A 25,604-nucleotide genomic window follows, 5' to 3' on the forward strand; every position below is an offset into this window, starting at 1 on the left:
CGGTCGACGATTGGAGCCCGACTGCCGGATGGATACCTTCTTCAAGCTGGTCGGCTGGCTGAGCCTTGCGCTCGCCGCGCTGGTCAAACTGATCCTCGCGGCGATCGTCGTCGAGGTGATCTCAGACGTCGTTCTGCGCAACCTCAACTACCGGCCGATCTCCTGGGGCGTCTCGGCGACCGAGTATGGCCTGCTCTACTCGGCCTTCCTGCCGATGCCCTGGCTGGTGCGGATCAAGGGCCACGTCTTCGTCGAGTTCCTGCGCCGTGCGCTTCCCGGTCCCGGCCGCCTTGTCCTCGAAAAGCTGGTCTATGCGGTCTGCATCGGCCTCTGCCTCTACCTCACCTGGTACGCCTTCGCCGCCTTCCTCGACGCCGTGGGGACCGGGGCCTACGAGACCAAGACCTTCGACATGCCGAAATGGCTGATCTTCCTGCCGATCTCCCTCGGCTTCTTTCTCTCGGCGCTCGAGTGGACCCGCTACCTCGTCGGCCGTGACAGCCTCTACGACATCGACGTTCTCGACCGGGAAGGCCTCTGAGCGATGGACTGGCTGTTTCCCTTCGCCCTGATGGTGGGGCTGATCCTGTTCTTCATGGGCGTCGGGCTCCCGGTCGCCTTCGCCTTCTTCATCACCAACATCGTCGGCCTCTTCCTGTTCTTCGGCGGCTCGGCCGGCGTCTCCCAGATGATCTCGAACTTCTCGGACGCGATCGCCACCTACTCGCTGGCGCCGCTGCCGCTGTTCCTGATCATGGGCAGCCTGTTCTTCCGCTCCGGCCTCGGCGATGGCGTGATGCACGCGCTGGACCTGTGCATCGGCAATCTCAGGGCGCGCCTCTCCTACGTGGTGCTCGCCGCCGGCGCGGTGTTCTCGGCGCTGTCCGGCTCCAGTCTCGCCAACACCGGCATGATGGGGTCGCTGATGGTCCCGGAGATGCTGAAGCGCGGCTACAAGCCGAAGATGGCCTACGGGCCGATCCTCGGCGCCGGCAGCCTCGCGGTCATCATTCCGCCCTCCTCGCTCGGCGTCCTCCTCGGCTCGCTCGCCAACATCAACGTCGGCGCGCTGCTGATCGCCGGCGCCCTGCCGGGCCTCCTCCTCTGCCTGATCTTCGCCGGCCTGATCTACGTGCAGACCCTGCTCGACCCGGACTGCGCGCCGCTCTACCCGGTCGAGCAGATCTCGCTCGGCAAAAAGCTGAAAGCCATCGCGATCAACGTCGTGCCGATGGGCGTGATCATCTTCCTCGTCGTCGGCACCATCCTGCTCGGCATCGCCACGCCGACGGAATCGGCCGCGCTTGGCTGTGCCGGGGTGTTCGGCCTCCTGATCGCCTATGGGCGCTTCTCCCTGGAATCGGTCTGGGCGGCGCTCGACGACGCGATGAAGGTCACCGCCATGACCTTCCTCATCATCTCGGCCTCGACGACATTCAGTCAGGTCTTCGCGTTCTCGGGCGCATCGAACGGCTTCATCGACTACGTCACCGGCTTCGACCCCGGACCCTACACCTTCCTGTTCCTGATGGTGCTGGTGATCCTGATCCTCGGCATGTTCATGGACCAGGTGTCGATGATGCTGATAACCCTGCCGATCTTCCTGCCGATCGCCAACCATTTCGGCTTCGATCTCGTCTGGTTCGCGCTGATCCTGCTGCTCGCCTACGAGGTCGGCTTCACCACGCCGCCCTTCGGCCTCCTGCTCTTCGTCATGATCGGCGTCGCGCCTCCGGGCACAAGCCTGAAGACCGTCGCGCTTGCCGCCGCCCCGTTCATCCTGTGCACGCTGCTCCTGATCGTGCTGATCATCATCTTCCCGCAGATCGCGCTGTTCCTGCCGCAGCTGTTGTGAGGCCTTCGATGACCCTCTCCTACATCGTGTTCTTCACGGCCGACGATCCCGCCGCGCGCGTCTCTGACGGCGATCGGACGGCTGTCCGCTCGGTGCTGCAGAGCGTCCCGGGCCTCGTGAGCGCGCGGCTCTACACGCCGCAGACCGCCTCCGACCTCTACAATGACGACGGCCACTCGCCGGTCTTCGGCTTCCAGCTGTACTTCACCGAGATCGAGACGCTCGAAGCCGCGGTCGGCACGGACGGCCCGCTCCGGGCGCTCGCCGCGCCGGGCACCCTCCAGAGCCTTGCAGGCGCCGAGGCGACGCAGCAGGCGATGCTGGTCCGCCGCTTCGCGGTGCCCGAGCCGGCGCCGCTGTCCCCGCAAGCCTGCAGCTACGTTGTCCATTATCCCGGGCCGGCGGCCGACACCAATGCCTGGCTCTCCCACTACATCCACCATCATCCGCCGATCATGCGGCGCTTTCCGGCAGTGCGGGAGCTCGAGATCCTGACCCGGATCGACTGGATCGACGCGATGCCGTGGCGCCGGGTCCACCACCTGCAGCGCAACCGCATCCTGTTCGACAGCGCGGGCGCCCTCGAGGCCGCGCTGCACTCGCCGGTGCGCCATGAGATGCGGGCCGACTTCGGTGAGTTTCCGCCCTATGAGGGAGGAAACTTCCACTACCCGGTCGCCACCGAGGAGGTCATGCCCGCGCGCTAAGCACGCGAGCATGGATGACGTCAGCCTCGCTATGCGCTGCGATAAGCCGGTTCCGCTGCCAAGCTATCCACCGGCAATGACGCATTGCGTTATATGCCGTCTTGCGTTATGGTGTTCTGACACCTTCACGGCGTGCCGATCGGATGATCGTCAGCTTCAACGACAAAGAGACCGAGACGATCGCCAGCGGCCGGGCGGCTCGAAAGCTCCCCGACGGCATCCAACGCACGGCGCTGAAGAAGCTGCGACAGCTGGATGCCGCAGCGGCGCTGGACGACCTGCGCACCCCTCCCGGCAATCGGCTGGAGGCGCTCCAGGGCAACCGCGCGGGCCAGCACAGCATTCGCATCAACGACCAGTGGCGCATCTGCTTCCGATGGGACGCCGGCCACGCTTACGATGTCGAGATCGTCGATTACCACTGACCTTGAGGAGGCAGACTTGAGCGAAGGGATTACCCAGGACTGGCTGCCCAACGTGCACCCGGGCGAGATCCTGCGTGAGGACTATCTGGAGCCCATGGGGCTGACCAAGAACGCGCTGGCCACAGCCATTGGTGTGCCGGCTACGCGTATCGGTGAGCTGGTCCGCGGGCGCCGTTCCATCACTGCGGACACCGACCTGCGCCTGTCCCGCTACTTCGGCACGTCGGAGGGCTTCTGGCTGCGCCTGCAGAACGCCTATGACCTGATGGAGGCTCGGCGCTCCGGGCACTATCAGGAGATCGAGCCGCGAGCAGCGTGATCCATCGCTGAGGACTGACACCCGCCAGCCCACCACGGTACGTGAACTGCTGAGCGCCGAATACCTTGAATCGCTGGCGATGGGGCGTGAAGAGCTCGTCGCTAGAATAGGGATAGGGACCGCCGTTGTTGATGGCCTCATCCCCGGTGAGCGTGGACCTCGCGGATAGGCTGACGGCAATGCTCGCTGGCTCGGGTGCCTTCTGGTTCGATGCGCAGGCTGCCAGCGATGGGTGGGCGGATCGGGTCAGGAAAACGAAAATCTCGCTCTTTCACTGGCCGCACTAGACCGTGAGGGCCGAACTATCGCTCGCTGCGGTCGGAATTGATGCCGGCAAGTGGCACGAGCTCGATTACAGGATGGCGAGGATACTCCGCTCCCCATATCTCATCTCCCGGCTCCGCCACTGGTGTCATACGAAACCTGGTACCGCGTGCAGGACCGGATCAACGGCATCAACCTGCGCTGGAGCGCCATAACCTCAACCAGGACTTTCCGCTGCGCGGGTTCGTCGTCTGCGCGGAGTGCGACACGCCGCTCACGGGATGCTGGTCGGCGGGCTCCCATGCCCGCTATCGGTACGACCTCTGCCACAAGCGCGGCTGCAGCAGCTATGGCAAGTCCATCGAGCGCGAGGATCTGCAAGGCGAGTTCGAAGCGATGCTCCGCTCGATCCAGCCGCCCGAGACGCTGTTCAAAGGTGCTGACAGAAAAGGATTGGCGCACCCGACAGGATTCGAACCTGTGACCTCTGCCTTCGGAGGGAATATCGCTGGCTCCGCCAAAAAGCGCACGGAGCCGCCAATGACCGCCTATCCTACTGTAAAACCTAAACAATTTGCATTCGGCCTCCGCCGAACTTACTCTTCTGTTCGCCACAGTTTTCGCCCGCGTGCTTACGTGGTGCTTACGCGAGAGGAAGCAGTAGGGTCGGAGGAAGCCCATGTCTAAGCTCACAAAACGCGTCGTAGACGCCGCAGAAAGTCGCACCAAAGATTACGTCATATGGACGACGAACTGCCCGGCTTCGGCCTCCGCGTGTTCGCGTCCGGCAAGCGCAGCTACGTGATCCAGTATCGGCTCGGTAAGCGGTCACGGCGCTTCACAATCGGATTGCACGGAGTCTGGACACCTGAGCGCGCGCGCCAGGAGGCAAAGGTGCAGTTGGGACGGATCGCGCAGGGCGAAGATCCGGCCGAAGAGAAGCAGCTCGACAGCAAGGCGATCACCGTCAAGGAGCTGTGTGAGCTCTACGTTGCTGATCTGAAAGCCGGCCTCATCCTCGGCAAGGGAGGTCGCCCCAAGAAAGCCAGCACCATCCTCTCCGACACGGGGCGCATCGAGCGTCACATCATTCCCTTGCTTGGTACGCGCAGGGTCAAGGATCTGGTGAAGGCGGATATCACCAAGGCCCTGAAGGACATCATGGCTGGCAAGACTCGTTGCAGCGTCAAGACGAAGAAGCTTCGCGGTCGTGCCATCGTGCGTGGTGGAGCGGGGACAGCGACGCGCACGATAGGGCTCTTTGGCGGAATACTGACCTACGCAGTCGAGGCTGGCATCATCGATCAGAATCCGGCGCACGGTGTCAGGCGGCCGAAGGACAACGTCCGGGCGCGGCGTCTGACCGAAGCAGAGTATCGGTTGCTCGGCGAGATATTGGATAAGGCAGCCAAGACAGAGAAATACGAGCTATCAGTTGAAATCATACGCCAGCTAGCGCTCACCGGATGCCGGCGGACTGAGATGGTGACGCTCGCGTGGGCGGAGGCGGACACGAGCGCGAGTTGCTTGCGTCTGGTCGACAGTAAGGAGGGAAGCTCCATCCGCCCGATCGGACTCCCTGTCGTCGAATACCTCGAAGCAAGTCGGAAAGCTCGCACAGGCACGTACGTGTTTCCCGGACACGGAGACGACAACGCGTTCGGAAGCCTTCCGAACCACTGGGAGCAGATATTCAGAGATACGCCGCTGGCCGACATCACACCCCATGTCTTGCGGCACAGCTTTGCCAGCATTGCAAACGATCTCGGCTTCACAGAGGTGACGATCGCTGCTCTGGTTGGTCACTCAAAGGGCTCAGTCACCAGCAACTACATACACACGCTCGATACAGCGCTTATCATGGCCGCCGACACGATCGCCGGTTACATCCAGGGCTTGCTCGACGGCATCGAGTTCAAGCAAACGGCCTACGCCGTGGACCGCGACTCTCGCCGCGCTGCACTCGCTCGCTTCCTTCAAAAAGCCTCGGCGCCGGATGCCGCTGAGGCGGCAAACGAGCAGCAACGCGCCGCTGCATAGCAGACAAGGTGGCGGCGCTGCCAACCTAGGCAAGCCGCTACTTGCATGTCAGAAAAACATACCTTATTTTCTGACATATGAAGACGGTAAGCGCCTCAGTTCCGGATCGGGTCATGAAACGCGTTCGCGCTAGCGGACGCGGCAGTGTCTTCACGCCCAGCGACTTCCTCTCTGTCGCCACTCGATCCTCGGTTGATCAGGCCCTTTCGCGGCTGGTAAAGGGCGGACAGCTCCGTCGGCTTGCGCGCGGGCTCTACGACTTTCCAAAGCTGCATCCGACGCTCGGGCCACTGTCGCCCGCGCCGGACGATGTAGCACATGCGCTTGCTAGGGAGACCGGCTCCCAGGTGCAGATCGCCGGCGCGCGGGCAGCGAACGCGCTCGGTCTTTCGACGCAGGTCCCGGCCCAAAGCACCTATCTCACCGATGGTCCCTCGCGGCGCGTCGTGCTGGGAAAGCGCGTCGTGGATCTTCGCCACGCTTCGCCCAAGCATCTGATCGCGCCGGGTAGCCCCGCCGGCACGGTGGTTCAGGCCCTTCGCCATGTCGGCCCCGTTCGGGCGGCTGACGTCGCGCAGGTTGCGGCGCGCCAGCTGTCGGCCAACGACAAGAAGACATTGGCCTCAACCGCCCTTCAAGCGCCTGCCTGGATGAGGCCAACGCTCGTCTCGATCGCCAACGCATCGATGGCCAATATCGATGGATGATGTCGCCCGCCTTCCCAGCGCCGATCGCGCAGCTCTCTTCGGGGAGACCGGCGCCGGCCGAGGCGTCGCCGACACGATCATCGAAAAGGACTTCTGGGTCTGCTGGAGCCTGAAACGCCTGTTCGGCATGCCGAAGGGCACCACGGCAACCCTCGTCTTTAAGGGCGGCACATCGCTCTCCAAGGCGTTCAACGCCATCCGCCGGTTCTCCGAGGACATCGACCTATCATTCGACCGGGCCGAACTCGGATACACCGGCGAGCGCGACCCCGAGAAGGAGGGGATCAGCAGGAAGCAGGCGGCTCGACTTATCGACGACCTGGTCGGCGACGTCGAGCGGCACATCGCCGGGAAACTTCTCCCGGCGCTGCGCGCCGCGATCGTGGAACAACTCGGCGAGCCAACCCACGGCGAGTGGTCGCTGGAGATAGACGCGAGCGACGCCCAAACCGTCAACTTCCACTATCCGACCGCGCTGCCTGCCGCCGAATACGAAGGCATGGCCTACATCACCCCGCGGGTAAAATTCGAGCTGGGCGCACGCGGCGATCCCTGGCCGACCGAGGAGAAAGTCATCCGTCCCTACGCGGCCGACGACTATCCGGACTTCTTCGCCGATCCCGAAACCAGTGTCACAGTGCTTTCAGCGCGGCGGACCTTTTGGGAGAAGGCGACCGCGCTCCATGCGGAAGCGCATCGCCCTACTGAGTCACCTACGCCGCCGTAGTTCTCCCGGCATTACTACGACCTCGCCATGCTCCTCGACACGGACGAGGGTCAAGCCGCCATCGCCGATCTCAGTCTGCTGGCGCAGGTGGCGCATCACAAAGCCACTTTCTTCCGTTCGGGCTGGGCCAGCTACGAAACGGCTCGGCCAGGCGCGCTCCGGCTGATGCCCAACGACGCACGGGTTAAAGACCTCCGAGCCGACTATCGGGCTATGGCGCCGATGACGTTTGACCAGACGCCGCCGTCATTCGACGACATACTTGCGAAAATTGCCGCGCTTGAAGAAACGATCAACAGCTAGCTCAAGGCTGTCTGCTGGGGAAGACGAATATCAGTTCAATTTCGATCGATAAACCTATGCCTCATCTACGACCTGATCGACTTCGTTCGGGGCCCCGCCACTACCACGTCGAGTGCCCGGCGATTTGGTCAGCCGTTGCTGCTGCGGTCCCTGCGTAGAAGACGGTGGCAATCGGCGGTATTTGGCGCCCGCCCTGGATAAACATAACGAATATAAGTCGCTGTTTGCACTACGCCAGAACTGCCTCTGCGCGCCAATTGCCGACGCGCCTGGCTGCGGCGCCGCTGATTGTTCGATGGGTGCTGATCGGTTCCGCAAGGGCGGCTTGGCTCCTGACCCGACGCAAGCTGATGTCGGCGGCCGCCGACATAGCCGCCATTCGAACAACAAATCTGGCTAACCAAAAGCTGCCCGACATTCATCGCCCTGCACACGGCATCTGAGCGCGCTCACTCCTGAGTTCAGGATGGGGGTAGCTTTTCCAGCGTCACGCCGAGTGCGTCGCCAACCCACTTGGCGAATTCCTCATTGGACGTGAGGACTTCATCGAGATTTGCATGCCCGGAAAAACGTCGCATCGCCTTGGCGCGGACGCCGGTCGCTGGCATGGCCAGGGCGTAATCTGTCGGGCAGCAGGCTTCGAGCCAATCTTCCATGTTCGGGGAGATCAGCACGAGATAGCCGCCGCGATCATCGATCAGCATCCGCACTTCATCGATCAGGCGCTGCGATGCGTCCTCGCGGTCCAGCAGCACAGCGAGATTTTCATGGCCGGCGTCGCGGAGGTTGCGCAGCATGCTGGGAATGCTGCTGCTCCCGCCGGCCGACCAAATGCGGATCTGATCGGTGCGATGCGAGCTAAGCCGTTCGATGATACCGCGCAGGCCGATCTCATCATTGGGACCTTCGACGACCACGTCCCAGGTTTCGGTGTCCGCTCGCGGTCGATCGGACAGCCAGCGGTCCGAAAATCCCTCGCCAGCCCGGTAGTCATCGGCTCCAGCATTTCGGTTCATGTCGACCAAGCGTTCCAGAAGATCGAGATCAGAAACATCCGGCGGGAGACCGATCATGTCGAGCAGGCTGGCTTCCACCTCGCTGAAATAATCGCGTCGATCGCTCGCAAGATCAGATGTCCGTCCTACCTGCGAATATTCCATACGCAGCATGTCCGGATCGTAATTCTTCAGCAGCGCGGAAAGCGACTTCGACCTCGGGCTGGCGCGCAGACTCGCGCGATCGCCTTCGCCGTCGTTCAGGACCATGAACTGATCGGGCAGCGGAAATGTCTCGTAGGTCCGGGTGATTGAGAAGCGCGATGACCAGCTCGGCGAACGGGTCAACGTCGCGCGCGCCCACACGCGAAAGAGGCGCGAGGAGAAGAGCAGCGGCACGCTCGCATCACCGTCGATCGTGAAGAACTTCTGTGCAGCGACCTCATGATGGTCGACAGGCCCGAAGTGGACAGGCAGCTTTCCATCTTCGAACATGAACCTCGCGGCGCCCTTGGCAGGTTCCGACCAGGACGCCCTGAGATCAGCCGTCCGCTTCGCGCGCACGCCCGCGGCGACGACATCGGCATGATCGCGCAAAAAGGTAGCTGCGGGTTCGTTCTGCATCTCGCCTTGAAAAAAGAGCTCGGCCGGAACCGCTGCAACGCCCGCCGCCTCCGGGGGATCATCATAACGGTTGATTATACTGCGATACCATCGAAACGAGGCCACGAGATCCGATCCACTGAAGCGCTTGCGCCAATCCTCCAGAACGTGGATCGGCATGCGCACGACATCGCGTGGATCGACTCCTCTGATCGCCAGCCCGCGGTTGCGCCCGAGCCGATTGAGATCGGGCATCGCAATGTCTGCGGGCAGGTCGGCGGTCCGTCTGCGGCGGTCAGAGGCCAGCGAGCGCAGACTTTCCTCGTCGGAATAGCGGATCACCGACCAGCCAATCTTCGCGGCTGCGCGCAAGGCCTTCAGTCCGGGTGCCTCGGCGGCGACGACGCAGATTCTGTCACCCCGCTTCGATTCGGCTCGGAAAGCTGCAGCGAGGTAAGGATAGATGAGAGCGTTCGCGATGGGATCGGGCACTTCGCCGAGAAGCTTGCTGTCGCGCTGCAGGGGCCTCGACGAGGGCATATGCTTCGTCACGGCCTCGGCAAAGGGCTGGAAATCGGGTTGGTGGCGGCGCACGACCGCCATGCCCTGCAGCTCCTTCGACCTTTCACCGCCGCGCGGGATCTCGCTCCAGGTAAATTCTTCGACTTCGCGGCGTCGCCGGCCTTCCGCGAAGACCCCGGCCGAGGATACCTCGGAGAACAGTCCAGATGAATCCCGGCTCTGTCGGATGCCGGAGGCTATGGATAGGAGCAGCGGTTCGTAGCGGGGCCGATCCTCAGTCAGCCACGCGTGGAGCGGCGAACGGGGCGCGGCAAGCAGCGCGGTGGCAGACACTAGGTCCGCAACTCGACGATCGATCGAGCGCCGTGAATTGCCGGGCCAGAAGGGCGACCGAACCACCGCCGTGTCGAGAATGGTGTCGAACAGCGGCAAGTCGGAGGCCGCTGACCGGTCGGCAAGGATCGCCGGCGGCTGCTGGGCCGGCAGCATGGGTGCGATGATGCACAACGGCATGGCGCCATGTCCCAGCGCGGCCTGGAGCTGCGCGCCCGTGACACGACCCTGATCGTTCAGGAAGGCCTCGTCATCGACCAGCCAGATGATGACCTCGTAAGGGCTGAGATCAGGAAGGCCGTTCAGGTCATCCACCACATCGACGCGCGCGAAATCTGGATCGAGCCGGCCTGACGATTGGCGACCGCGCCGCGGGCGCGGCGCATCCTCCCAGTGAGGCTGCCAATCAGGTCGCTGGATGTGGCGCAGCAGCAGTCGTGCCCGGGCACCCGATGCCAGCACCAGCACGTTCGCCGCCCGCGCATCGGCTGAGCTGGAAGGACCGGGCGCCTCATCAGCGAGCGGCTCTGCGGCATCTGCAGCGTCATCCGATACTGGGTCACGCTCGGCGGCCGGGCCGCCCGGTTCGGGGACCGGTGCGAGAGGAAGATGGGTCTCCTGCGCCAGAGTGGCCACACGCGCGGCGAAGCGGGGGAAGATGCCATGCTCCTGGAGCAGCTGGACAAGTGCCGCCGGAATGTCTGCCATAAGCCCGGAACCGGTGCGTTCGACCTCGATCCCCCGGACGACGCCGGCACCCTCTGCGCCGGCGGCTGCAAGCAGCCGACGGGCTTCGAGCATGAGCTGCTGCCGCGCAAACCCATCGGACTGCCAGCGGTCTGCTTCGGCTTCGCCCCACTGGGCGCGGACATGGGCGTAGGCGGTCGCCGCCAGCGCCGCACGATCAAGCCCCTCGCCTGCCATGGCGAGATCGAGCAGCGTCAGCGGCGCTTCTGCCGCCAGCTCCGCCGCCGTCTCGCCCAGCTGGGCGATGATGATCGCCGGCGTGCCGACGTAGAACTCTTCCTTCCACAGCAGCACGTCATGCCACGGATCACCGATGGAGACGGTGCGGGCGGCGGCGGCAGGCAGCCGGATGATGTCGTCGGACTCGAAGGGTTCGAACCCGATTACCGTGCCGGTGTGATCGCCATCGATCGAGCAGACCGCGCAGTACCACGCGTTCGAGAGCGGCCCGGAGGCATAGCATGGAAGAGCAAGGCCCTGGGCGCGCAGCGGCACGAAGCCGGCCAGCAGCAGCTCCGGAATGTCTTCGTCCATCATATCAGCAGCCCGGTGTCGGCGAAGTAGCGGCGGACGATCCTGGCAATATCCTCCTGCAGTTCGTTGGGCACCATGTTGGGTGCCCATTCATAAGTCCGCCATTCGATCTTCAGCGCCTTCAGCTGGTTGATGAAGGCCGTGTTCTCCGTGCCGTTGTCATCCAGATACTGGCGCGGGATGACCGCCAGCAGGACATTGTCCTTCAGCGGCACGTTCCGGGACGTGGCGATCTCGATGGCCGACGCGCGCTTGTCCGGCTGATTACTGCCAGAGCGGGCCATCCCGGCAATTGCGTGATAGCCTAGCGTGACCGTCTCATGCGCGGGGACATCGGCGACGAGGTCGTTGCGCAGGCTTCCGTCAAAATAGTCGTGGAGCGTGCCAAATGCCCAGCCGATCTGGCCGGCAGCAGCCGCATGGCTGGTGTCCAGCTCGAAATCCTCCAGACACACGAATTCGTCCGCCTGATCGGCGAAAACGCCGGCATCGGCGCCGCCGGTGTCAAACGGATAGACATGGAACGGCGCCACTGCATCTGGCGACACGATGAAGACGAATGGAAACCGGTTGATCTTCTCGGATTTGGCATCGCCGCCCTTCTGGCGATAGGCGGGCCTCATCACGAAGAAATAGACCAAGTCGCGGTTGAACACCTTGCAGCGGCGCACCTCGAACTGACCGCTCTCGACGATTTCTCGCGCGAACCCGGTCGCCGTGACATGCACCAGCGGCAGCTTTTCCGGGAGAGCGCCGCGACTGGCACGAGGCCGCAGTTGGCGCTGCGGCGGCAGGCCCTTGCGCCGCCGCATCTTCTGAGGCGCCTTGCTCATCTGTGGCGCCCCGCCGTCATGCCTCGGGCTCCGCTTCGACTTCCAGAGCGCCGGAAGCCTCCATGGTCGCCAGCGCCTCCAGGCCATAGCGCGCCTGCTTGGGCGATGGCCGCTTTTCCCAGCCGCCTGCGGCGTAACCTGCCAGCGTCCGGCAGATGCCGACCGACGTGCGGTGGAGGAGGCGGCGATTCTGCCCGATCTCCGCCGCGCGGAGCCAGTCGCTCGCATCGATCTCCATGCACCGAGTGATGCGGTTGAAGTCCTCGACCGAAAGCTGGGCTGCGGGCGCATCGGCGCTTCCATCACCGAGCGTCAGGGCACCGGCGCTGGCGACCTCCGGTGGCAGTGGATCGGAGAGCGGCGGCAGCTGATCGCGCAGCTCCTTCCAGCAATCCTCCTTCTTGAACCACTCGCCAGGATTGCGCTGGCCCGCCGTGGTGCGCAGCAGGCGGTCGATTTCGGGAGCCCAGGCCCGCAGCAGCTGTTCGAGTTCGCTAGAAATGGCCTGCCGCTTCCAGATCGCCTCGAAATCGAGCCGGCCGCCGGTGCGCTGCGCGAGCGCGGCGACCAGATAGGCGGCAATCTGTGCCCGGAAGGCCTGGAATCCCATCTGGCGAACGATTCGTTCGGCGGCGCGGAAAATGAGCCCGATGGCGATGAGCCGGCGAAACCACGCATCGTCCGGCGCAGACGGCGGGGTTTCCTTCATTTTCTGCATGAAATGCTGGAAGTTCTTCTGGCCTCCGAGGCAGACCCGGTAAGGTAGGCCGCCCCAGGCGTTCAGATAGCGGGCGAGGTCGAGTTTGCTGAGCCGCCGGGTCTTGGGGGTATGCAGCCGGAAGCTCTGCGTGTCCGACGCGCGATAGGATGCCTTCTGTTCGGCGGCCAGATAGGACCCGCGGGCGCGCTCGTAGAACCAGCGCCCTTTGCCAGTGTCGAGCCAGCTGTTGTTGGCAAGCTCCTCGACCGCCTGATGGAAGGGGTCGTTCGCCGAAAAATCGGCCTGCTGCACGGTATTCTGCCGATTGGCTGCGCGAGACACCGAACCGACCATGGTGGCCAGATCGCCATCGGTGACGTGAATGATCTTAATTGGCACCTCGACGGCATCCAGCCTGATGCTCTCCTTGAAGCGTGCCCGGTGCAGCGATGCGGTCGTCTGCCCCCCATTCACGATCTGGAGGCCTCGCAGCTCCGCGATCATGTCGCGTCCGAGCGCATCCTTCTCGAGCACGATGTCGTCGACCGTGGCGACGATGCCGTTGTTGAAGGCCAGAAACATCGAGGGCTGGTCGACGATGGTGCGGCGAAGTTCGGCGTTGACGCTCTTCCTGCCCTGGATGCCGAGGAAGGCGCGAACGTTGAGTTCGAGCAGCCGCACACCGTAGCGATGATAGATGCGGGAGAGCAGATCCCCGGGCACGACCGCGAGATAGGCCTGATACCCGCCGCTCTCAGGCTTGAGGTGAAGACATGGCAGGGCGCCGCCGGTCATCTGGCGCAGATCGACGCTGATGTCCGATCGCGTCTCACCTTCGCCAAGGACGCGGTGCAGGCGATCCATGTCAAAGGCGTCGTGCTCGATCAGCCTGCCCGACCAGCTGTCGTCAGCAGGAAGCGCCGCCGGTGCGATGGCGTCTGTCAGGAGGGTCAGCCGGATCGCCGTGATCCGGGAGGCCTCGCGCTCGATCCGCCGGGCGAGGTCGCTGGCGTCGGTGTTGGACGGCTCAAGCTTGTCCGCCAAGCCATCGACTGAAGCCCTGGCGAAGCGCAGGGCGCGCTCGTAGGCTGTTCGCACTTCGGCCGGCGTCAGGCGGCGCGGCGGCAGCTCCCCAGTGTGGATCGTCGTGAAAAGTTCGAGCGAGCCGCGCTCTTCATCGATGCCATAGCCATCGATCCGGTAGCTGGCGCGACCCGAATATCCCTCCTGAAACAGATCGAAGGCACCCTCGATGCGTCCCGCTTCCTCCAGCCGTTCCAGAACGAGATGCGTGAACATCACCCCGGAATAGGGGGTGAAGGCGTCGGGGCTGGCGACCGCCTCCTCGACATCGTTGGCCAGTTCCTGAGCAAACAGGTCACGTGGTTCGCTCATCCGCCTCCGCCTCCGAAACCGTCCAGTGTCATCGCCGCGGGGCCGGCCGCGCCCTGAAGCTGGGCGAGGTCGATTACATATTGCAGATCGACAATGGCGCCTGCGATGTCCGCCCGGCCCATGCGGGGAAAGTCTTCGTCGATGGCATAGCGCGTCATCTGCTGCAGGGCGGTACGCAGACCGCTGCGCGCTGCCCGATCGTCAGGGGCAAGCCCGCGCTGAAGAAGCGCGTTCGAAAACGCTCGCCGGTCGCCGTCGTCGGATAGCAGAGCCGCAATGCGGTCGATCAGCTCGTCGAGCGAACTGCCCGCCGGCGTCTCGAACAACCGCACATGGATGAGGTCAAGCTGGGCGAGGCCAGCAGGATCGAGCTGTTCGATGGTCGATATGGTCACGCGCCATCCAGGGCCGAGGGTCGTCTTCACCTCGATCGCATGGCCTGCATTCTCAAAGTCATGAAGCCCGCCTTCGGGCGCGCGCCAAGCCGGCAGAAGAGCAGTGTCCCGGACGAGAACCTCCGCGAGAACGTGCAGTTCGCCGATCAGTCCTATCGTCTCCTGGCGGCTCATCCCGCCAGAGAGTGATCGCAGGAACTGGCGCCAGGCCTCGAGCCGTTCCATCACGAGGCGGAGCGCGCGGTCTGGCTCGTCGGCATCGGCGAAGGTGATCACGTCAGCGCATATCGTCGTGAACAGGTCGCTGCGCGCGGCATCCTCAAGCAGCAGTGCGAAGGCGATGCTGTCATCCACGGGCACCCGCGTCAGGCGCAGACCGCCGGTCTCGAAGCCGGCATCGTCATTCCCCGCAACGGGCATGTCGAACAGCAGGCAGCGCGCGCCATCAAGCGTGCGCACCGCGACATGAACATCGAGCGCGCCAGCGTCTGGCGCGCGCAGGCTGCGATACTGACGCTGGCTGGTGCCGGCGGAGGCAAGGCGCCGCCAGAGATCGTCGAGCTGACCGGGGCTGGTCATTGGCGAGCTCGCTCCTTCTGCAGCACCGTATTTTCGACATAGATGCGCCGGTTCGCGGTCGCGCTCTCCGGAAAGCTGATGACTGTGCCAATGATGGCGCCCGGCCATTCGACGAAGTCGTCCGTCTTCGGGTCGAGCGGGTAGAGGATCAGCAATCCGTCTTCTGGCCGGCGACCGCGGACGCCGCGGATATCGACGCCGGAAGGGCGATCGGGCGGAGGATCGCCCGCCAGAGCGCGGGCTTCGGACGTTCGTCGCATCGCCTCGGCATATTCGGCATCGCAGAGATCGATGGCTTCGTCCGGCGGGTTCAGGATCGACTTGACCACGTAGCGACCAGCTTCGCGCTGCTTGGCCAGCGGCCGGCGGATGACGCTTGCGATCGGGCGGCCCCCGAGATCGGCCGGACGCCCCTCGCCGGTCGCGACGAAGACGGTCCAGTTCGTCAGTTCGGCATGTTCGATCTGATCACGGACATAGCCTGCCAGCGCGGCAGCCTCGATCTCGACATTCTCCGGCGGATAATCGAGCGATCCGAGATAATCGGCGACATGCCGTCCTTCGACGCCACGCCAGAGCAGACCCGCGGCGCGGCCGGTGCCGCCCGGTCGCGACGGATTGATCTCAGGCGCACCCAGCAGCTCGAGAAACTGATCAGTCACGCCGGCATTATGTTCGAGTGGACGGCGCGCAGTGTGCATGACCGTCTGCACCTTGCCTTCGCCGGCGAAACCTGTCCGCCGTTCGACCGCGTGGCGGCGCTTGTTTGCAGCCGTGACGCCCATGATGCTGTGGGCTTCGACCCGCAGCCCGTAATCCTTCGGGGTCTGCAGCATGATCCGCATGCGCGCGAGTTCGGCGCGCAGATCCTGGCTGGCGGTCGCGACATGACGGAACCAGACTTCCATGTCGGCTGTCGTGTAGAGCCGACAGATGTCGGCAAAGCCGCGACGGTAGCCGAACCAGCGACCCATCTGGAGCAGGCTGTCATACTGCTTTGAGACGCGCAGGAAGTAGCTGACGATCAGCCCTTCGAGCGTCAGGCCGCGCGACAGCTTGTCGCCCCCGATTGCAATCACCGACAGACCGGTCTCGCGATACCGGTCATAGTCGAGGCCGGCCTTGGTGCGCCCGTTGGAGACGACCACCTGGATGCGGTCGCTGCTGTCGGCGAGGATGGCGAGCACGTCGTTCCATGTGATGTCGGTGATGCCACGATCGAAGACGGTGCCGCCGATCGCGTCGCGGGTCGGCACAAAATCGCTGTCCCAGAGCGCTTTCAGATCCGCAAGCGTGCCGGCATCCCGCCCCGAGATGCGGGCGCGGACATCATCGAGATAGCGTTCGACCTGAGCGTGGATGCGGTCGTGGACGTCCACGAAGCGCGAAACGTGGATGAGCATCGAATTATGCGCTGTCGGGCGGCCGCGTGCGGTCCGCACCGCGCACCCGATGAGAAAGGCGCGGACGGCCTCCCGGAGTGACGGCGGCAGTTCGTCCTGAAACTCGAAGCGCGGGCGCAGGGTCTTGTCATGGACCTCGGGGACCCAGGCTTCTTCATCGCGCGGCACGTGGCGAATGACCGGAAGGCCGCCGCCGGGGCCATCGGAGGTCGTCCCGAACACGGCGGCCGGTCCAAAATAGTCATCGGGCGGAGTCAGGGAGAAGATGAACGTCGACGGGAAGAGGTCCGCGCCATAGTTCGCCGCGCCGCGTTCGTCATGGATGAGAATGTTGGCGAAGGGCGTCGCGGTGTAGGCGACATAAGCGGAGCGGGCGAAGGACTTTAGCAGCTTGCGGATTTCGCCGTTGATCCGCGTGGGGTCATAGTCCTCATCGAACGCGCCGTCGGAGAGGAGAGGCTGGTCCTTGGTGTCGATCGACGCCTGGTCGGCTTCATCGTCGATCAGGAGCAGCGGGGCCGCACGAAACTCCCTCGGCAGCTTGCCGATCCAGGCGTTGAGGTTGCGCAGGATCGTTGCGTTCTTCTTCACGACGAAGAGACAGGGCGTGTCGAGCGGCGCGAAGTTGGCCTGACGCGCGAAGGCGACGCTGAAATCCCCGGTCGACGACGCCAGCGTGAGGCTGCCGACATTCAGCGTTGGCGGCATCATGCCGACGCCGATGGCGCGCATCTGCCCGAGCTCCTGGCGTTCAGGGCTGGTATCGAACCCGAGAAAGTCGAGTTCGAGGCGCTGCTGGGTCTGGAGGCGCAGCAGGTTGTGCATCCCGGCGAGCACGATCACGACCCGGTAGCCGGCGTCGACGGAGCGGTTGATCACACCGGCATAGTGCGCGGTCTTACCCGACTGCACGTCTCCGACCACCAGCCCGCGCCAGTTCCAGGGGCCTTCGCGCGCGGGATTGTCGAGCAGCTCGACGACGCGCGCTGTGCTGTCTCGCAGCTCCTCCACGGACCGGACCGGCCAACCATCCTCGGCGAGCTTCTGCAGATAGCGGGCCATGAACGGACCAGGCCGGCGTAGGTCGCCGACATACCAGTCGGGAGGCACGTCGCGATCCACGATCGCGATCGCCGGTCCCTGCTGGACCACATAGGCCATTTCGAGGTCGCGGATCGCCTCCTCGATTTCCGACACGGCGAAGACATGCCCCGTGCGCCGCTCGACCATGGGCCGCACTGTTTCGACCATTTCGCGGATCGCTGCGCGATCGGCGGTCTGATCGTCGGCAGAGGTCAGAAGCTGACGCGCCATGTTGAGCATCGTCTGCCGAGGGGTCAGGCTCATTCGGTGCCCCCCACGGCCGCGAGGACGGTCTTGCGAAGCGCCGGATCGACGATGCGCATCCCGCGCAGCAGTCCGTCGAGGATCTCGCTGGCGGGCAGGTCCGACCGCGAACTGCGCACGGCGGTGATAAGGTCTTCGATCAGGCCTGCGCCGCCATCCGCGCCGCCGCTCGGCACTTCGACATCCTCCGACACGTCAAGCCAGATGCGCTCGATCGGAACGGTCCTTTCGATCAGGCTGATGGCGGCACGCGCGAGCCGCGTGGTCTCGCTGCCCTGCTCAAACAGAGCCTGGATGACCGGATGGTCTCTATCGACCCGGTAGCGCCGCCGACCCGAGACATGCTCTTCCTGCCAGAGCGGTGATGCCTGGCGGGTGTCCGATCTCGGCCTGACCTGTCCGCCGCGCCAGGCAAATACTTCCCTGGCCCGGTCGCGGCATTCAATCCCGGTTCTGACGAGACGGGACCGCAGGGCGGCGGGAGGGCGGGCACGCGCCTTGATCACGTCGATCCGCCATGCCGGATCGCAGGCGGTCGGCAGGTCGATCGCGATGCGGGCAAGGCGGCTGCTTTCATCCTTGGTCCATTCGCGCCGCTCGCCGAGGCCGAGCCAGCTTCCAGCGACGACAAGACGGTCGCCGCGATAGACGTAGAAGCCCTGACGCTCGGCCCATCCACCCGGACCGCCCGCCGCCTGAAACTCCTGATCGTTCGCAAACATGTCGCGGTGTGGCAGGACATAGGATGTGGCCCGGATCGCCTGTGGCCCCGTGCCGATCTGACCAGACCCCAGCATCCGCGTCGCGGTATGTGTCCGCAGCATCGGATCCCATGCCGCCACGTCGCGGCCATTGATCGAAATCCGGACACGCCGGGCGTCGCCCGAGATGAAGCGGTGAAAGACCATCGCGAAATGCGCGCGGATGTCCGCAAGACGGGCGTAGAAGCGTTCGCTGTCGAGACCGAACAGGCCGCCCAGCTCGTCCATCGCTTCGAGCACCACCATGGTTCCGACATCGCTTGGCCCGATCGGCTGCACATGCTCGAAGATTGGAATGTCGGCATCGACCAGCGCTGTCCATTTTCGGGTTTCGCTGACGACGGCGATGTCCCAGCTCAGGCAGGCGCACCCGGAGCCCTGGGCGCTCGCGACGGTCATCCGCCGGCACTGCGACAGGGCCGCGGTCTTGAGACCGAGGCCAAATCGGCCGAGATCATCCGCGACGCGCGGCGCATCGGGACCCTCGCCGCCAAAGCGCATAGCGTCGGTGAGCTGATTGAGGGACATGCCCCGGCCATCATCGCGGACGGCGATGCGCGGGTCACCCTCATTCCAGTCGATGCTGAGCGCGATGGTCTTCGCGCCAGCGGTGATGCTGTTGTCGATGAGATCGGCCAGCGCGGTCTCGGGCGTATAGCCAAGCCCGCGGAGAGATTTCAGAAGCGCCGATGCCGTCGGCGCAATGTCTAGTGTCTCCACCTCATGCGCCCCCTGGTCTCCCCCGATGATTCTGTCGTCTCCGGCTCAGGCTGCCCTCCTGCGAGCCCGGTCGAGCTTCATTCTGCTTGTGGCCGCGCCGGTGATCTCGCTCCGCAGATGCTCGCCGACAGCCTTGGCCAGCAGCGGCGGCACGGCATTGCCGATCTGCCTGAAGGCTGCGTTCATGGCACCGGAGAATTTGAAGCCGTCAGGAAAGGACTGGAGCCGGGCGGCCTCCCGGACTGAAATCATCCGCTGCTGCCGGCTGTCCCAGTGAATATGGGAATAGCTGTCCTTCCCAAGATGCGCCGTCAGCGTCCGTGACGGCGACGTCGGATCAAGCTTCCACCATTTGTTCGGGAACTTGCCGGGATCATAGGGCGGAACGCACGCTTTTCGCACGGCCTTCCAGTCGTCGCTTTCTTCCGTCGGCCGCGGCGTCAGCTCAGCAAGCCGCACCGTGAACATTTCCTCGGCGATGCGCAGCGCGCGCGGATAGTCGTCGCCGACCGCCATGCGGCGGAAGATGGGAAAGTCACGCGGCGTCAGGCGCACGACATGGCCATCGACATCGCCGCCGGTCTCATAGCTCTTCCAGCCCCGCATCAGCTTTGCGTAGGCGCTCAGGCCGGTGAACTCCCGATAGGCGAGCCTGTCGGCCACCTTGCGCCGTCGCATTTCGATGGGCTTGCGCCAATGCTCGGAGATGAACGGCAGGTCCGACAGGGCGGCCTTGACCGACACGGCGCCAGGCAGACCATCCGCTGGCACGGGGATCGGACTAAAATGCGATCCAGTCTCGGGGATGAATTTCAACGCGACGGTGCGCGCTGCTTCATAGCCGGAAGGCAGATCTGCCGCGTGGCTGGGGGCCGGAAAGCTTGGCGTGAGGCCGAGACCCTTGTCATAGGCGACCAGGAAGAGCCGCTCACGCATCTGCGGCACGCCGTAGAAGGCGGCGTTGAGCAGAGTGTAGCTGCAGCTGTAGCCCAGGGCGTCGAGCGTTTCGCAAATCTCTTCGGGGATGTTGTGGCCACCGAAGTTGAGGATGTCCGGGACGTTCTCAATGACGATCGCGATTGGCTGGACCGCCGCGACATATTCGAGAAACCGCCGATACAGCTTTGCCCGCGGATCATTGCGGTAGGCATCGTCGTCGCCGGTGAGAGAGCGAAGCTTGGACCGGCCGATGCGGGCGAATGCCTGACAGGGCAGCCCGGCCGCGAGGACGTCAAACCCGTCAGCGATGCTGGGTATGCCCAGTTCGGATGCTAGATCGTCTGGACCGTGCTTCTCCATGTCGCGGGCACCGCGCCAGACATCAGCCGATACCCCATCGGGCGCGCGGAAGTTCAGTGCGTAACTGGCTGCCGCCGTGCTGTCCTGCTCGACATGGCCGAGCATCTCAAGGCCGGCGGACTGCAGCCCCAAAGACATGCCGCCGCAGCCGGAACAGAGTTCGAGAACGCGCAGCCGGGAGCCGGTCGTGATCCGGGCGATCTTGGCGAGGCGGGGGCCCGTCACGCCGCCTACTCGCCCAGCAGCGCCCGGAGGCGAACGGAGACAATCTCGGGTCGCCGGGTTTCACACTCCCAGATGATATCGGCCTTCCACCCCGCCGCCTGCAGGTCGGCAAGCGCATCCGCATCACGAGCGACGTTGCGATCGAACTTAGCCTGCCAGAAATCGACGTTCGATTTTGGCGAGTACGCAAGGCGGCAGCCCGGATGACGGTGCCAGTAGCAGCCATGAACGAATAGGACGCGGCGACGGCTCGGAAATACCAAATCGGGCGAGCCGGGCAGGTCTCGACGATGCAACCGAAAGCGCAGCCCAAGCGCGTGCGCAGCGCGTCGGACCACCATTTCTGGCTTCGTGTCGCTTCCACGGATTCGCGCCATGTGCGCGGAACGCTGCGCGCTGGTCAGAATGTCCATAGGCGTTCCTTTATTGTTCCGGTTTTCAATAGCCACACCGCGCGCAAGGCGCCAGTCAATATATTCGTGTCGACAGATTTTGGAGAAAAACAAGTTAAGCGCAAGTACAAACGAGTGCTGGCCTGCCCCCATTAGGTGGCCCAGTTCAAAACTAATGCATGGTGGGCTTGTCGGCGACGTTTGAGGTGGCAGGCGAAGCGGGTTGGGGTGGCGCAGCCGGCCACAGCACGGCGTTGGGCGCTGGAGGGCGGTAGCCGAGCGAGGAGTGCGGGCGCCGGGTGTTGTAGTGCCGGCGCCAACTCTCGATGACGATGCGGGCCTCGGCGAGGCTGTAGAAGATCTCGCCGTTCAGGAGCTCGTCGCGAAGCTTCGAGTTGAAGCTCTCGCAGTAGCCGTTCTCCCACGGGCTGCCAGGTTCGATGAAGGCGGTCTTCGCGCCGACGGCTGCAAATCCACTCCCGCACCGCCCTGGCGATGAACTCGGGACCGTTGTCAGAGCGAACATGCCCCGGCACACCGCGCAGGATGAAGAGGTCGGATAGGACGTCGATGACGTCGGTGGACTTGAGCTTCCGGTCGATCCTGATCGCGATGCATTCCCGGGTGAACTCGTCGATCACGTTCAGCATGCGGAACTTTCGGCCGTTGTGGGTGCGATCCTCGACGAAGTCGTAGGACCAGACGTGGTTGGGATGCTCCGGTCGAAGCCGGACGCACGAACCGTCGTTCAACCAGATCCGGCCTCTCTTCGGCTGCCTGATCGGAACCTTCAGACCTTCCTGGCGCCAGATCCGCTCGACCCGCTTCACGTTGACCATCCATCCGGCTTCCCGCAGCAAGGCCGCAATCCGACGATAGCCGTAGCGGCCATACTGGGTGGCAAGTTCGACGATGTCGGCCGTCAGCGCCGCATCGTCGGCCCGGCCCCTGGGCACCTTGCGCTGTGTCGATCGGTGCTGCCCCAAGACCCGACACGCCAGCCGCTCCGACACGCCGAACTTCAGGACGGCGTGGTCGATGCAGCGGCGACGCCGGGAGGGGCTCACCAGTTTCCCGAGGCGGCTTCTTTGAGGATCAGCTTCTCGAGGGTGAGATCGGAGACAGCCTTGCGCAGCCGCTCATTCTCCTTCTCCAGGTCCTTCAGCCGTTTCACTTGGTCGGACTTCAGACCGCCAAACTCCTTGCGCCACCGATAATAGGTGAACGGCGTCACGCTGATTGTGCGGATCGCTTCCGACACCGATCGGCCCTGCGTCAACAGCACATCGACCTGTCTCAGCTTGGCGACGATCTCTTCAGGCTGGTGCTTCTTCCTCGGCATTTCTGACATCCTCCAAAGGCTCAAAAGCCTACTTCAGGGAGGACCACTTTTCAGGGGGCAGACCATAAACGGCGGCGTTCTGCGCTGAGAGTTCTGTATGGAAATGGCGCACCCATCAGGATTCGAACCTGAGACCTCTACCTTCGGAGGGTAGCGCTCTATCCAGCTGAGCTATGGGTGCCTGTTGCTTACGCGGTGCTTACGCGAAAAATCCGTGAGTTGGAAGCTCTACCGATCTGCCCTGCAAGCCCTTGTTAACAAACTCTTTTTCTTCGCATTTTCCTAACCGTCTCCCGTTGACAGCAGCCTTCGGAGGGCAGCACTCTATCCAGCTGAGCTACGGGTGCAGGGCGCGCAAGACGCCAGTGCCCGCTCGTCACGGGCCCGACGTTCGTATCCGATCGGGCGGGCGGCGGCAAGGGTGCGCGCGCAAGCCGATCCCGCAAAGCCGGCGGCGGAGCACAGGATCGCGGCGAGCGGCGAGCGGCTGCCGGGCTATCGTCTCAGGAAGGTGAGATAGGCGGGCGGACGGCCCTCCCGCAGGGCCTTTGCCTCGTAGCGCGTCCCGGGCCAGTCGGCGAAGGGCTCCGTCCAGTCGGCAGGGCGCCGCGCCGTCCAGTCGAAGGCCGGGTGGCGGGCGCAGTGCTGCAGAGTCCAGTCGACATAGGTGTCGATGTCCGAGGCGAAGCAGAAGCGGCCGCCGGGGGCGAGGACACGGGCGAAGCGGTCGAGGTTGCCCTCGCCGACGAACCGGCGCTTCCAGTGTCGCCGCTTCGGCCAGGGATCGGGATAGAGGAGGTCGATCTCCTCCAGGCTCGCGTCCGGCAGCCAGTCGAGAACCCGCACCGCGTCGTCGTCGAACAGCCGCAGATTGGCGAGCGGCTGCTCGGCGAGGCGCGCCAGGAGCTTGGCCATGCCGTTGACGAAGGGCTCGATGCCGATGAAGCCGACCTCCGGCCGGCGGGCGGCCTCGGCATGAAGATGCTCGCCGCCGCCGAAGCCGATCTCCAGCCGCACGGCGCGCACAGGCACACCGAACAGCGGGGCGAGATCGGCCGGCGCCGGCTCCGACAGATCGAGCCGCAGTCCCGGCAGCGCCTCTGCGAGGAGGGCCGCCTGCCCTGGCCGCAGTCTTGGACCCTTGAGGCGGCCGAAGAAGGCTTCGCGCGCGCGGGACGGGCGCTCCGCCACCTCCGTCACCCTTCTAGCCTCAGGCCTGCAGGGCGGCCTTCAGCTTCGGCGCGAGATCGGTCTTCTCCCACGAGAACGACCCGTCGCGGCCGGCCTTGCGGCCGAAATGGCCGTAGGCGGAGGTGCGCGCGTAGATCGGACGCGACAGCTGCAGATGCTCACGGATGCCGCGCGGCGTCAGATCCATCGCCTCCCGCAGCGCCTTCTCCAGATCGGCCTCATCGACCTTGCCGGTGCCGTGCAGGTCGACATAGATCGACAGGGGCTCGGCAACGCCGATGGCATAGGACAGCTGGATGGTGCAGCGCTCGGCCAGCTTGGCCGCCACCACGTTCTTGGCGAGATAGCGTGCGGCATAGGCGGCCGACCGGTCAACCTTGGTCGGATCCTTGCCCGAGAAGGCGCCGCCGCCGTGGGGGGCCGCGCCGCCATAGGTGTCGACGATGATCTTGCGGCCGGTCAGGCCGGCATCGCCGTCCGGGCCGCCGATCACGAACTTGCCGGTCGGATTGACGTGCCAGACGCAGGTCTCGGCGATCGTCAGGTCGCTCAGCACCTCGCGGATGTACGGCTCGACGATCCGGCGCACGTCCTCGGAGCTGAGGCCGGCATCCAGATGCTGCGTCGACAGGACGATCGAGGTGACCTCGCTCGGCTTGCCGTCCTTGTAGCGCACGGTGACCTGGCTCTTGGCGTCGGGACCGAGCTTGACCGCCTCGCCCTCGCCCGCCTTGCGCGCCTGGGCCAGGCGCTCGAGGATCTTGTGGGCGTAGTAGATCGGCGCCGGCATCAGCTCCGGCGTCTCGCGGCAGGCATAGCCGAACATGATGCCCTGGTCGCCGGCGCCCTCGTCCTTGTTGCCGCTGGCGTCGACGCCCTGCGCGATGTCGGCCGACTGGGCGTGCAGGAGGACGTCGATCTTGGCGGTCTTCCAGTGGAAGCCGTCCTGTTCGTAGCCGATCGCCTTCACCGCCTTGCGCGCGGCCGACTTCACCTTGCTCTTGATCTTCTTCTCGTCGAGCGAGCAGCGGACTTCGCCGGCGATCACGATCCGGTTCGTGGTGGCGAGGGTCTCGCAGGCGACGCGCACCTTTGCGGGATCCATTTCGGCACGCTTGGCCTCGCGATAGAAGAGATCGACGATCTCGTCGGAGATGCGGTCGCAGACCTTGTCCGGATGACCTTCCGAAACGCTCTCACTCGTGAACAGATATTCGCTACGCGCCATTAACTTCTCGCCCTCTAAACGACCGGCTGGTGACGTCGGGCGCCGACCCGCGCCGCGGGAAGAGCCCGGTTTTCGCTCGGAATGCGAAGACCCGGCGCGCGAAGGCGGAGTTTGGTCCGCACACGCGCCGAAGCGCGGTTTGGCGGTCCACGGCGCAAAAAGCAAGCGAGATGTCGTTTTGAGCGCTTCTTACTGCTCCGGCGTGTCGGAATCGGCACTGTCGGCGAGCGAGCGCACGAGGTCGATGATCTTGCGCCGGACCTTCGGGTCGGCGATCCGCACGAAGGCCCGGTTCAGCTGGAGACCTTCGGAGCTGGAGAGGAAATCGACGACATAGTCCGAGCCCGGCGCCTCCTGCAGCCCCTCGCGGGCGGCGGCACCGCCCGGAACGTCCTCGAAGAAATAGGCGACCGGAACATTGAGGACTTCCGACATCCGCTGCAGCCGGCTCGCGCCGATGCGATTGGAGCCCTTTTCGTACTTCTGGATCTGCTGGAAGGTGATACCGAGGCTCTCGCCGAGCTTCTCTTGGCTCATGCCCAGCATGGTGCGACGAAGCCGGACGCGCGAACCGACATGCACGTCGATGGGATTCGGCTTCTTCTTGTTCTCGAGCATCGTTGCAACCTATACTGCCGGACGAGCATCCAGAGGTTGCGCCGCGTCGCGAGCGCTGAGGATTGCCGCCGGATACTTCCTGACGTCAGGAATTC

Annotated in this window: 18 protein-coding genes, 1 tRNA gene and 3 pseudogenes; 9 read left to right on the forward strand and 13 right to left on the reverse strand. The window is 64.5% G+C overall.

Annotated elements, in window-relative coordinates; all coding sequences use genetic code 11:
• The first annotated feature begins 28 nt into the window (after nt 1-28).
• The 9 genes and pseudogenes from NPA30_RS08130 (at nt 29) to NPA30_RS08165 (ending at nt 7,347) form a co-directional block, all read left to right on the forward strand.
• Complete coding sequence (locus NPA30_RS08130) at nt 29-541, forward strand: TRAP transporter small permease (protein WP_256802108.1); 513 nt, start codon at nt 29-31, stop codon at nt 539-541.
• A gap of 3 nt (nt 542-544) precedes the next feature.
• A complete protein-coding gene (locus tag NPA30_RS08135) occupies nt 545-1,855 on the forward strand; it encodes a TRAP transporter large permease (protein WP_256802110.1) in 1,311 nt (436 codons plus the stop codon).
• A gap of 8 nt (nt 1,856-1,863) precedes the next feature.
• Entirely contained in the window at nt 1,864-2,562 is a 699-nt protein-coding gene (locus tag NPA30_RS08140; RefSeq protein WP_256802111.1) for a hypothetical protein, read from the forward strand.
• A gap of 143 nt (nt 2,563-2,705) precedes the next feature.
• Nucleotides 2,706-2,987, forward strand: coding sequence for a type II toxin-antitoxin system RelE/ParE family toxin (locus NPA30_RS08145; RefSeq protein WP_256802116.1), 282 nt, complete (start codon nt 2,706-2,708; stop codon nt 2,985-2,987).
• Nucleotides 2,962-3,306, forward strand: a complete 345-nt coding sequence (locus NPA30_RS08150; protein ID WP_372338769.1) for a HigA family addiction module antitoxin — start codon at nt 2,962-2,964, stop codon at nt 3,304-3,306. Before NPA30_RS08145 ends, NPA30_RS08150 begins: the two co-directional genes overlap by 26 nt.
• A gap of 327 nt (nt 3,307-3,633) precedes the next feature.
• Complete coding sequence (locus tag NPA30_RS19605) at nt 3,634-4,257, forward strand: zinc ribbon domain-containing protein (protein WP_372338770.1); 624 nt, start codon at nt 3,634-3,636, stop codon at nt 4,255-4,257.
• Nucleotides 4,250-5,610: pseudogene (locus NPA30_RS08155) on the forward strand (tyrosine-type recombinase/integrase). Before NPA30_RS19605 ends, NPA30_RS08155 begins: the two are co-directional and overlap by 8 nt.
• A 113-nt stretch (nt 5,611-5,723) precedes the next feature.
• Entirely contained in the window at nt 5,724-6,317 is a 594-nt protein-coding gene (locus NPA30_RS08160; RefSeq protein ID WP_256802120.1) for a DUF6088 family protein, read from the forward strand.
• A gap of 127 nt (nt 6,318-6,444) precedes the next feature.
• A pseudogene (locus tag NPA30_RS08165) lies at nt 6,445-7,347 on the forward strand (nucleotidyl transferase AbiEii/AbiGii toxin family protein).
• A 461-nt stretch (nt 7,348-7,808) separates the two neighbouring features.
• Here NPA30_RS08165 and NPA30_RS08170 read toward each other — a convergent pair.
• The 13 genes and pseudogenes from NPA30_RS08170 to NPA30_RS08230 all read right to left on the reverse strand — a co-directional run bounded on the left by NPA30_RS08170 (nt 7,809) and on the right by NPA30_RS08230 (nt 25,509).
• Nucleotides 7,809-11,084, reverse strand: coding sequence for a hypothetical protein (locus NPA30_RS08170; protein WP_256802121.1), 3,276 nt, complete (start codon nt 11,082-11,084; stop codon nt 7,809-7,811).
• The gene (locus NPA30_RS08175; RefSeq protein ID WP_256802122.1) at nt 11,081-11,914 is read right to left on the reverse strand and encodes a hypothetical protein; all 834 of its coding nucleotides are present in this window, start codon (nt 11,912-11,914) and stop codon (nt 11,081-11,083) included. The genes NPA30_RS08170 and NPA30_RS08175 overlap by 4 nt, the downstream gene beginning before the upstream one ends.
• Before the next feature lie 16 nt (nt 11,915-11,930).
• Nucleotides 11,931-14,009, reverse strand: a complete 2,079-nt coding sequence (locus tag NPA30_RS08180) for an AIPR family protein (RefSeq protein ID WP_256802123.1) — start codon at nt 14,007-14,009, stop codon at nt 11,931-11,933.
• Complete coding sequence (locus tag NPA30_RS08185) at nt 14,006-14,983, reverse strand: PD-(D/E)XK motif protein (protein ID WP_256802124.1); 978 nt, start codon at nt 14,981-14,983, stop codon at nt 14,006-14,008. The genes NPA30_RS08180 and NPA30_RS08185 overlap by 4 nt, the downstream gene beginning before the upstream one ends.
• Nucleotides 14,980-17,700, reverse strand: coding sequence for a Z1 domain-containing protein (locus NPA30_RS08190; RefSeq protein ID WP_256802126.1), 2,721 nt, complete (start codon nt 17,698-17,700; stop codon nt 14,980-14,982). Before NPA30_RS08190 ends, NPA30_RS08185 begins: the two co-directional genes overlap by 4 nt.
• Nucleotides 17,701-17,729: 29 nt before the next feature.
• On the reverse strand, nt 17,730-19,214 hold the full coding sequence (locus NPA30_RS08195) for an ATP-binding protein (RefSeq protein WP_256802127.1): 1,485 nt from the start codon (nt 19,212-19,214) through the stop codon (nt 17,730-17,732).
• 45 nt (nt 19,215-19,259) lie between these two features.
• The gene (locus tag NPA30_RS08200; protein ID WP_256802128.1) at nt 19,260-20,738 is read right to left on the reverse strand and encodes a DNA cytosine methyltransferase; all 1,479 of its coding nucleotides are present in this window, start codon (nt 20,736-20,738) and stop codon (nt 19,260-19,262) included.
• 5 nt (nt 20,739-20,743) lie between these two features.
• A complete protein-coding gene (locus tag NPA30_RS08205) occupies nt 20,744-21,151 on the reverse strand; it encodes a very short patch repair endonuclease (RefSeq protein ID WP_256802130.1) in 408 nt (135 codons plus the stop codon).
• Nucleotides 21,152-21,302: 151 nt separating this feature from the next.
• Nucleotides 21,303-22,472: pseudogene (locus tag NPA30_RS08210) on the reverse strand (IS3 family transposase).
• Nucleotides 22,473-22,576: 104 nt separating this feature from the next.
• Nucleotides 22,577-22,653 (reverse strand) — tRNA-Arg (locus NPA30_RS08215).
• A gap of 314 nt (nt 22,654-22,967) precedes the next feature.
• A complete protein-coding gene (trmB, locus tag NPA30_RS08220) occupies nt 22,968-23,663 on the reverse strand; it encodes a tRNA (guanine(46)-N(7))-methyltransferase TrmB (RefSeq protein WP_372338782.1) in 696 nt (231 codons plus the stop codon).
• 19 nt (nt 23,664-23,682) lie between these two features.
• Nucleotides 23,683-24,891: a methionine adenosyltransferase gene (gene metK, locus NPA30_RS08225; RefSeq protein WP_256802133.1), complete on the reverse strand. Its 1,209-nt coding sequence runs from the start codon at nt 24,889-24,891 to the stop codon at nt 23,683-23,685.
• 189 nt (nt 24,892-25,080) lie between these two features.
• Nucleotides 25,081-25,509, reverse strand: a complete 429-nt coding sequence (locus NPA30_RS08230) for a helix-turn-helix domain-containing protein (RefSeq protein ID WP_256802134.1) — start codon at nt 25,507-25,509, stop codon at nt 25,081-25,083.
• Between the last annotated feature and the right edge of the window lie 95 nt (nt 25,510-25,604).

The sequence above is a fragment of the Mangrovibrevibacter kandeliae genome (genome assembly GCF_024519155.1).
Taxonomy (GTDB): Bacteria; Pseudomonadota; Alphaproteobacteria; order Rhizobiales; family Rhizobiaceae; genus Mangrovibrevibacter; species Mangrovibrevibacter kandeliae.

What these genes read in the sequence shown, in the direction of transcription:
- NPA30_RS08130 (WP_256802108.1), top strand. Translation starts at nt 29, where the DNA reads ATGGATACCTTCTTCAAGCTGGTCGGCTGGCTGAGCCTTGCGCTCGCC.
- NPA30_RS08135 (WP_256802110.1), top strand. Translation starts at nt 545, where the DNA reads ATGGACTGGCTGTTTCCCTTCGCCCTGATGGTGGGGCTGATCCTGTTC.
- NPA30_RS08140 (WP_256802111.1), top strand. Translation starts at nt 1,864, where the DNA reads ATGACCCTCTCCTACATCGTGTTCTTCACGGCCGACGATCCCGCCGCG.
- NPA30_RS08145 (WP_256802116.1), top strand. Translation starts at nt 2,706, where the DNA reads ATGATCGTCAGCTTCAACGACAAAGAGACCGAGACGATCGCCAGCGGC.
- NPA30_RS08150 (WP_372338769.1), top strand. Translation starts at nt 2,962, where the DNA reads ATGTCGAGATCGTCGATTACCACTGACCTTGAGGAGGCAGACTTGAGC.
- NPA30_RS19605 (WP_372338770.1), top strand. Translation starts at nt 3,634, where the DNA reads ATGCCGGCAAGTGGCACGAGCTCGATTACAGGATGGCGAGGATACTCC.
- NPA30_RS08160 (WP_256802120.1), top strand. Translation starts at nt 5,724, where the DNA reads ATGAAACGCGTTCGCGCTAGCGGACGCGGCAGTGTCTTCACGCCCAGC.
- NPA30_RS08170 (WP_256802121.1), bottom strand. Translation starts at nt 11,084, where the DNA reads ATGATGGACGAAGACATTCCGGAGCTGCTGCTGGCCGGCTTCGTGCCG.
- NPA30_RS08175 (WP_256802122.1), bottom strand. Translation starts at nt 11,914, where the DNA reads ATGAGCAAGGCGCCTCAGAAGATGCGGCGGCGCAAGGGCCTGCCGCCG.
- NPA30_RS08180 (WP_256802123.1), bottom strand. Translation starts at nt 14,009, where the DNA reads ATGAGCGAACCACGTGACCTGTTTGCTCAGGAACTGGCCAACGATGTC.
- NPA30_RS08185 (WP_256802124.1), bottom strand. Translation starts at nt 14,983, where the DNA reads ATGACCAGCCCCGGTCAGCTCGACGATCTCTGGCGGCGCCTTGCCTCC.
- NPA30_RS08190 (WP_256802126.1), bottom strand. Translation starts at nt 17,700, where the DNA reads ATGGCGCGTCAGCTTCTGACCTCTGCCGACGATCAGACCGCCGATCGC.
- NPA30_RS08205 (WP_256802130.1), bottom strand. Translation starts at nt 21,151, where the DNA reads ATGGACATTCTGACCAGCGCGCAGCGTTCCGCGCACATGGCGCGAATC.
- metK (WP_256802133.1), bottom strand. Translation starts at nt 24,891, where the DNA reads ATGGCGCGTAGCGAATATCTGTTCACGAGTGAGAGCGTTTCGGAAGGT.
- NPA30_RS08230 (WP_256802134.1), bottom strand. Translation starts at nt 25,509, where the DNA reads ATGCTCGAGAACAAGAAGAAGCCGAATCCCATCGACGTGCATGTCGGT.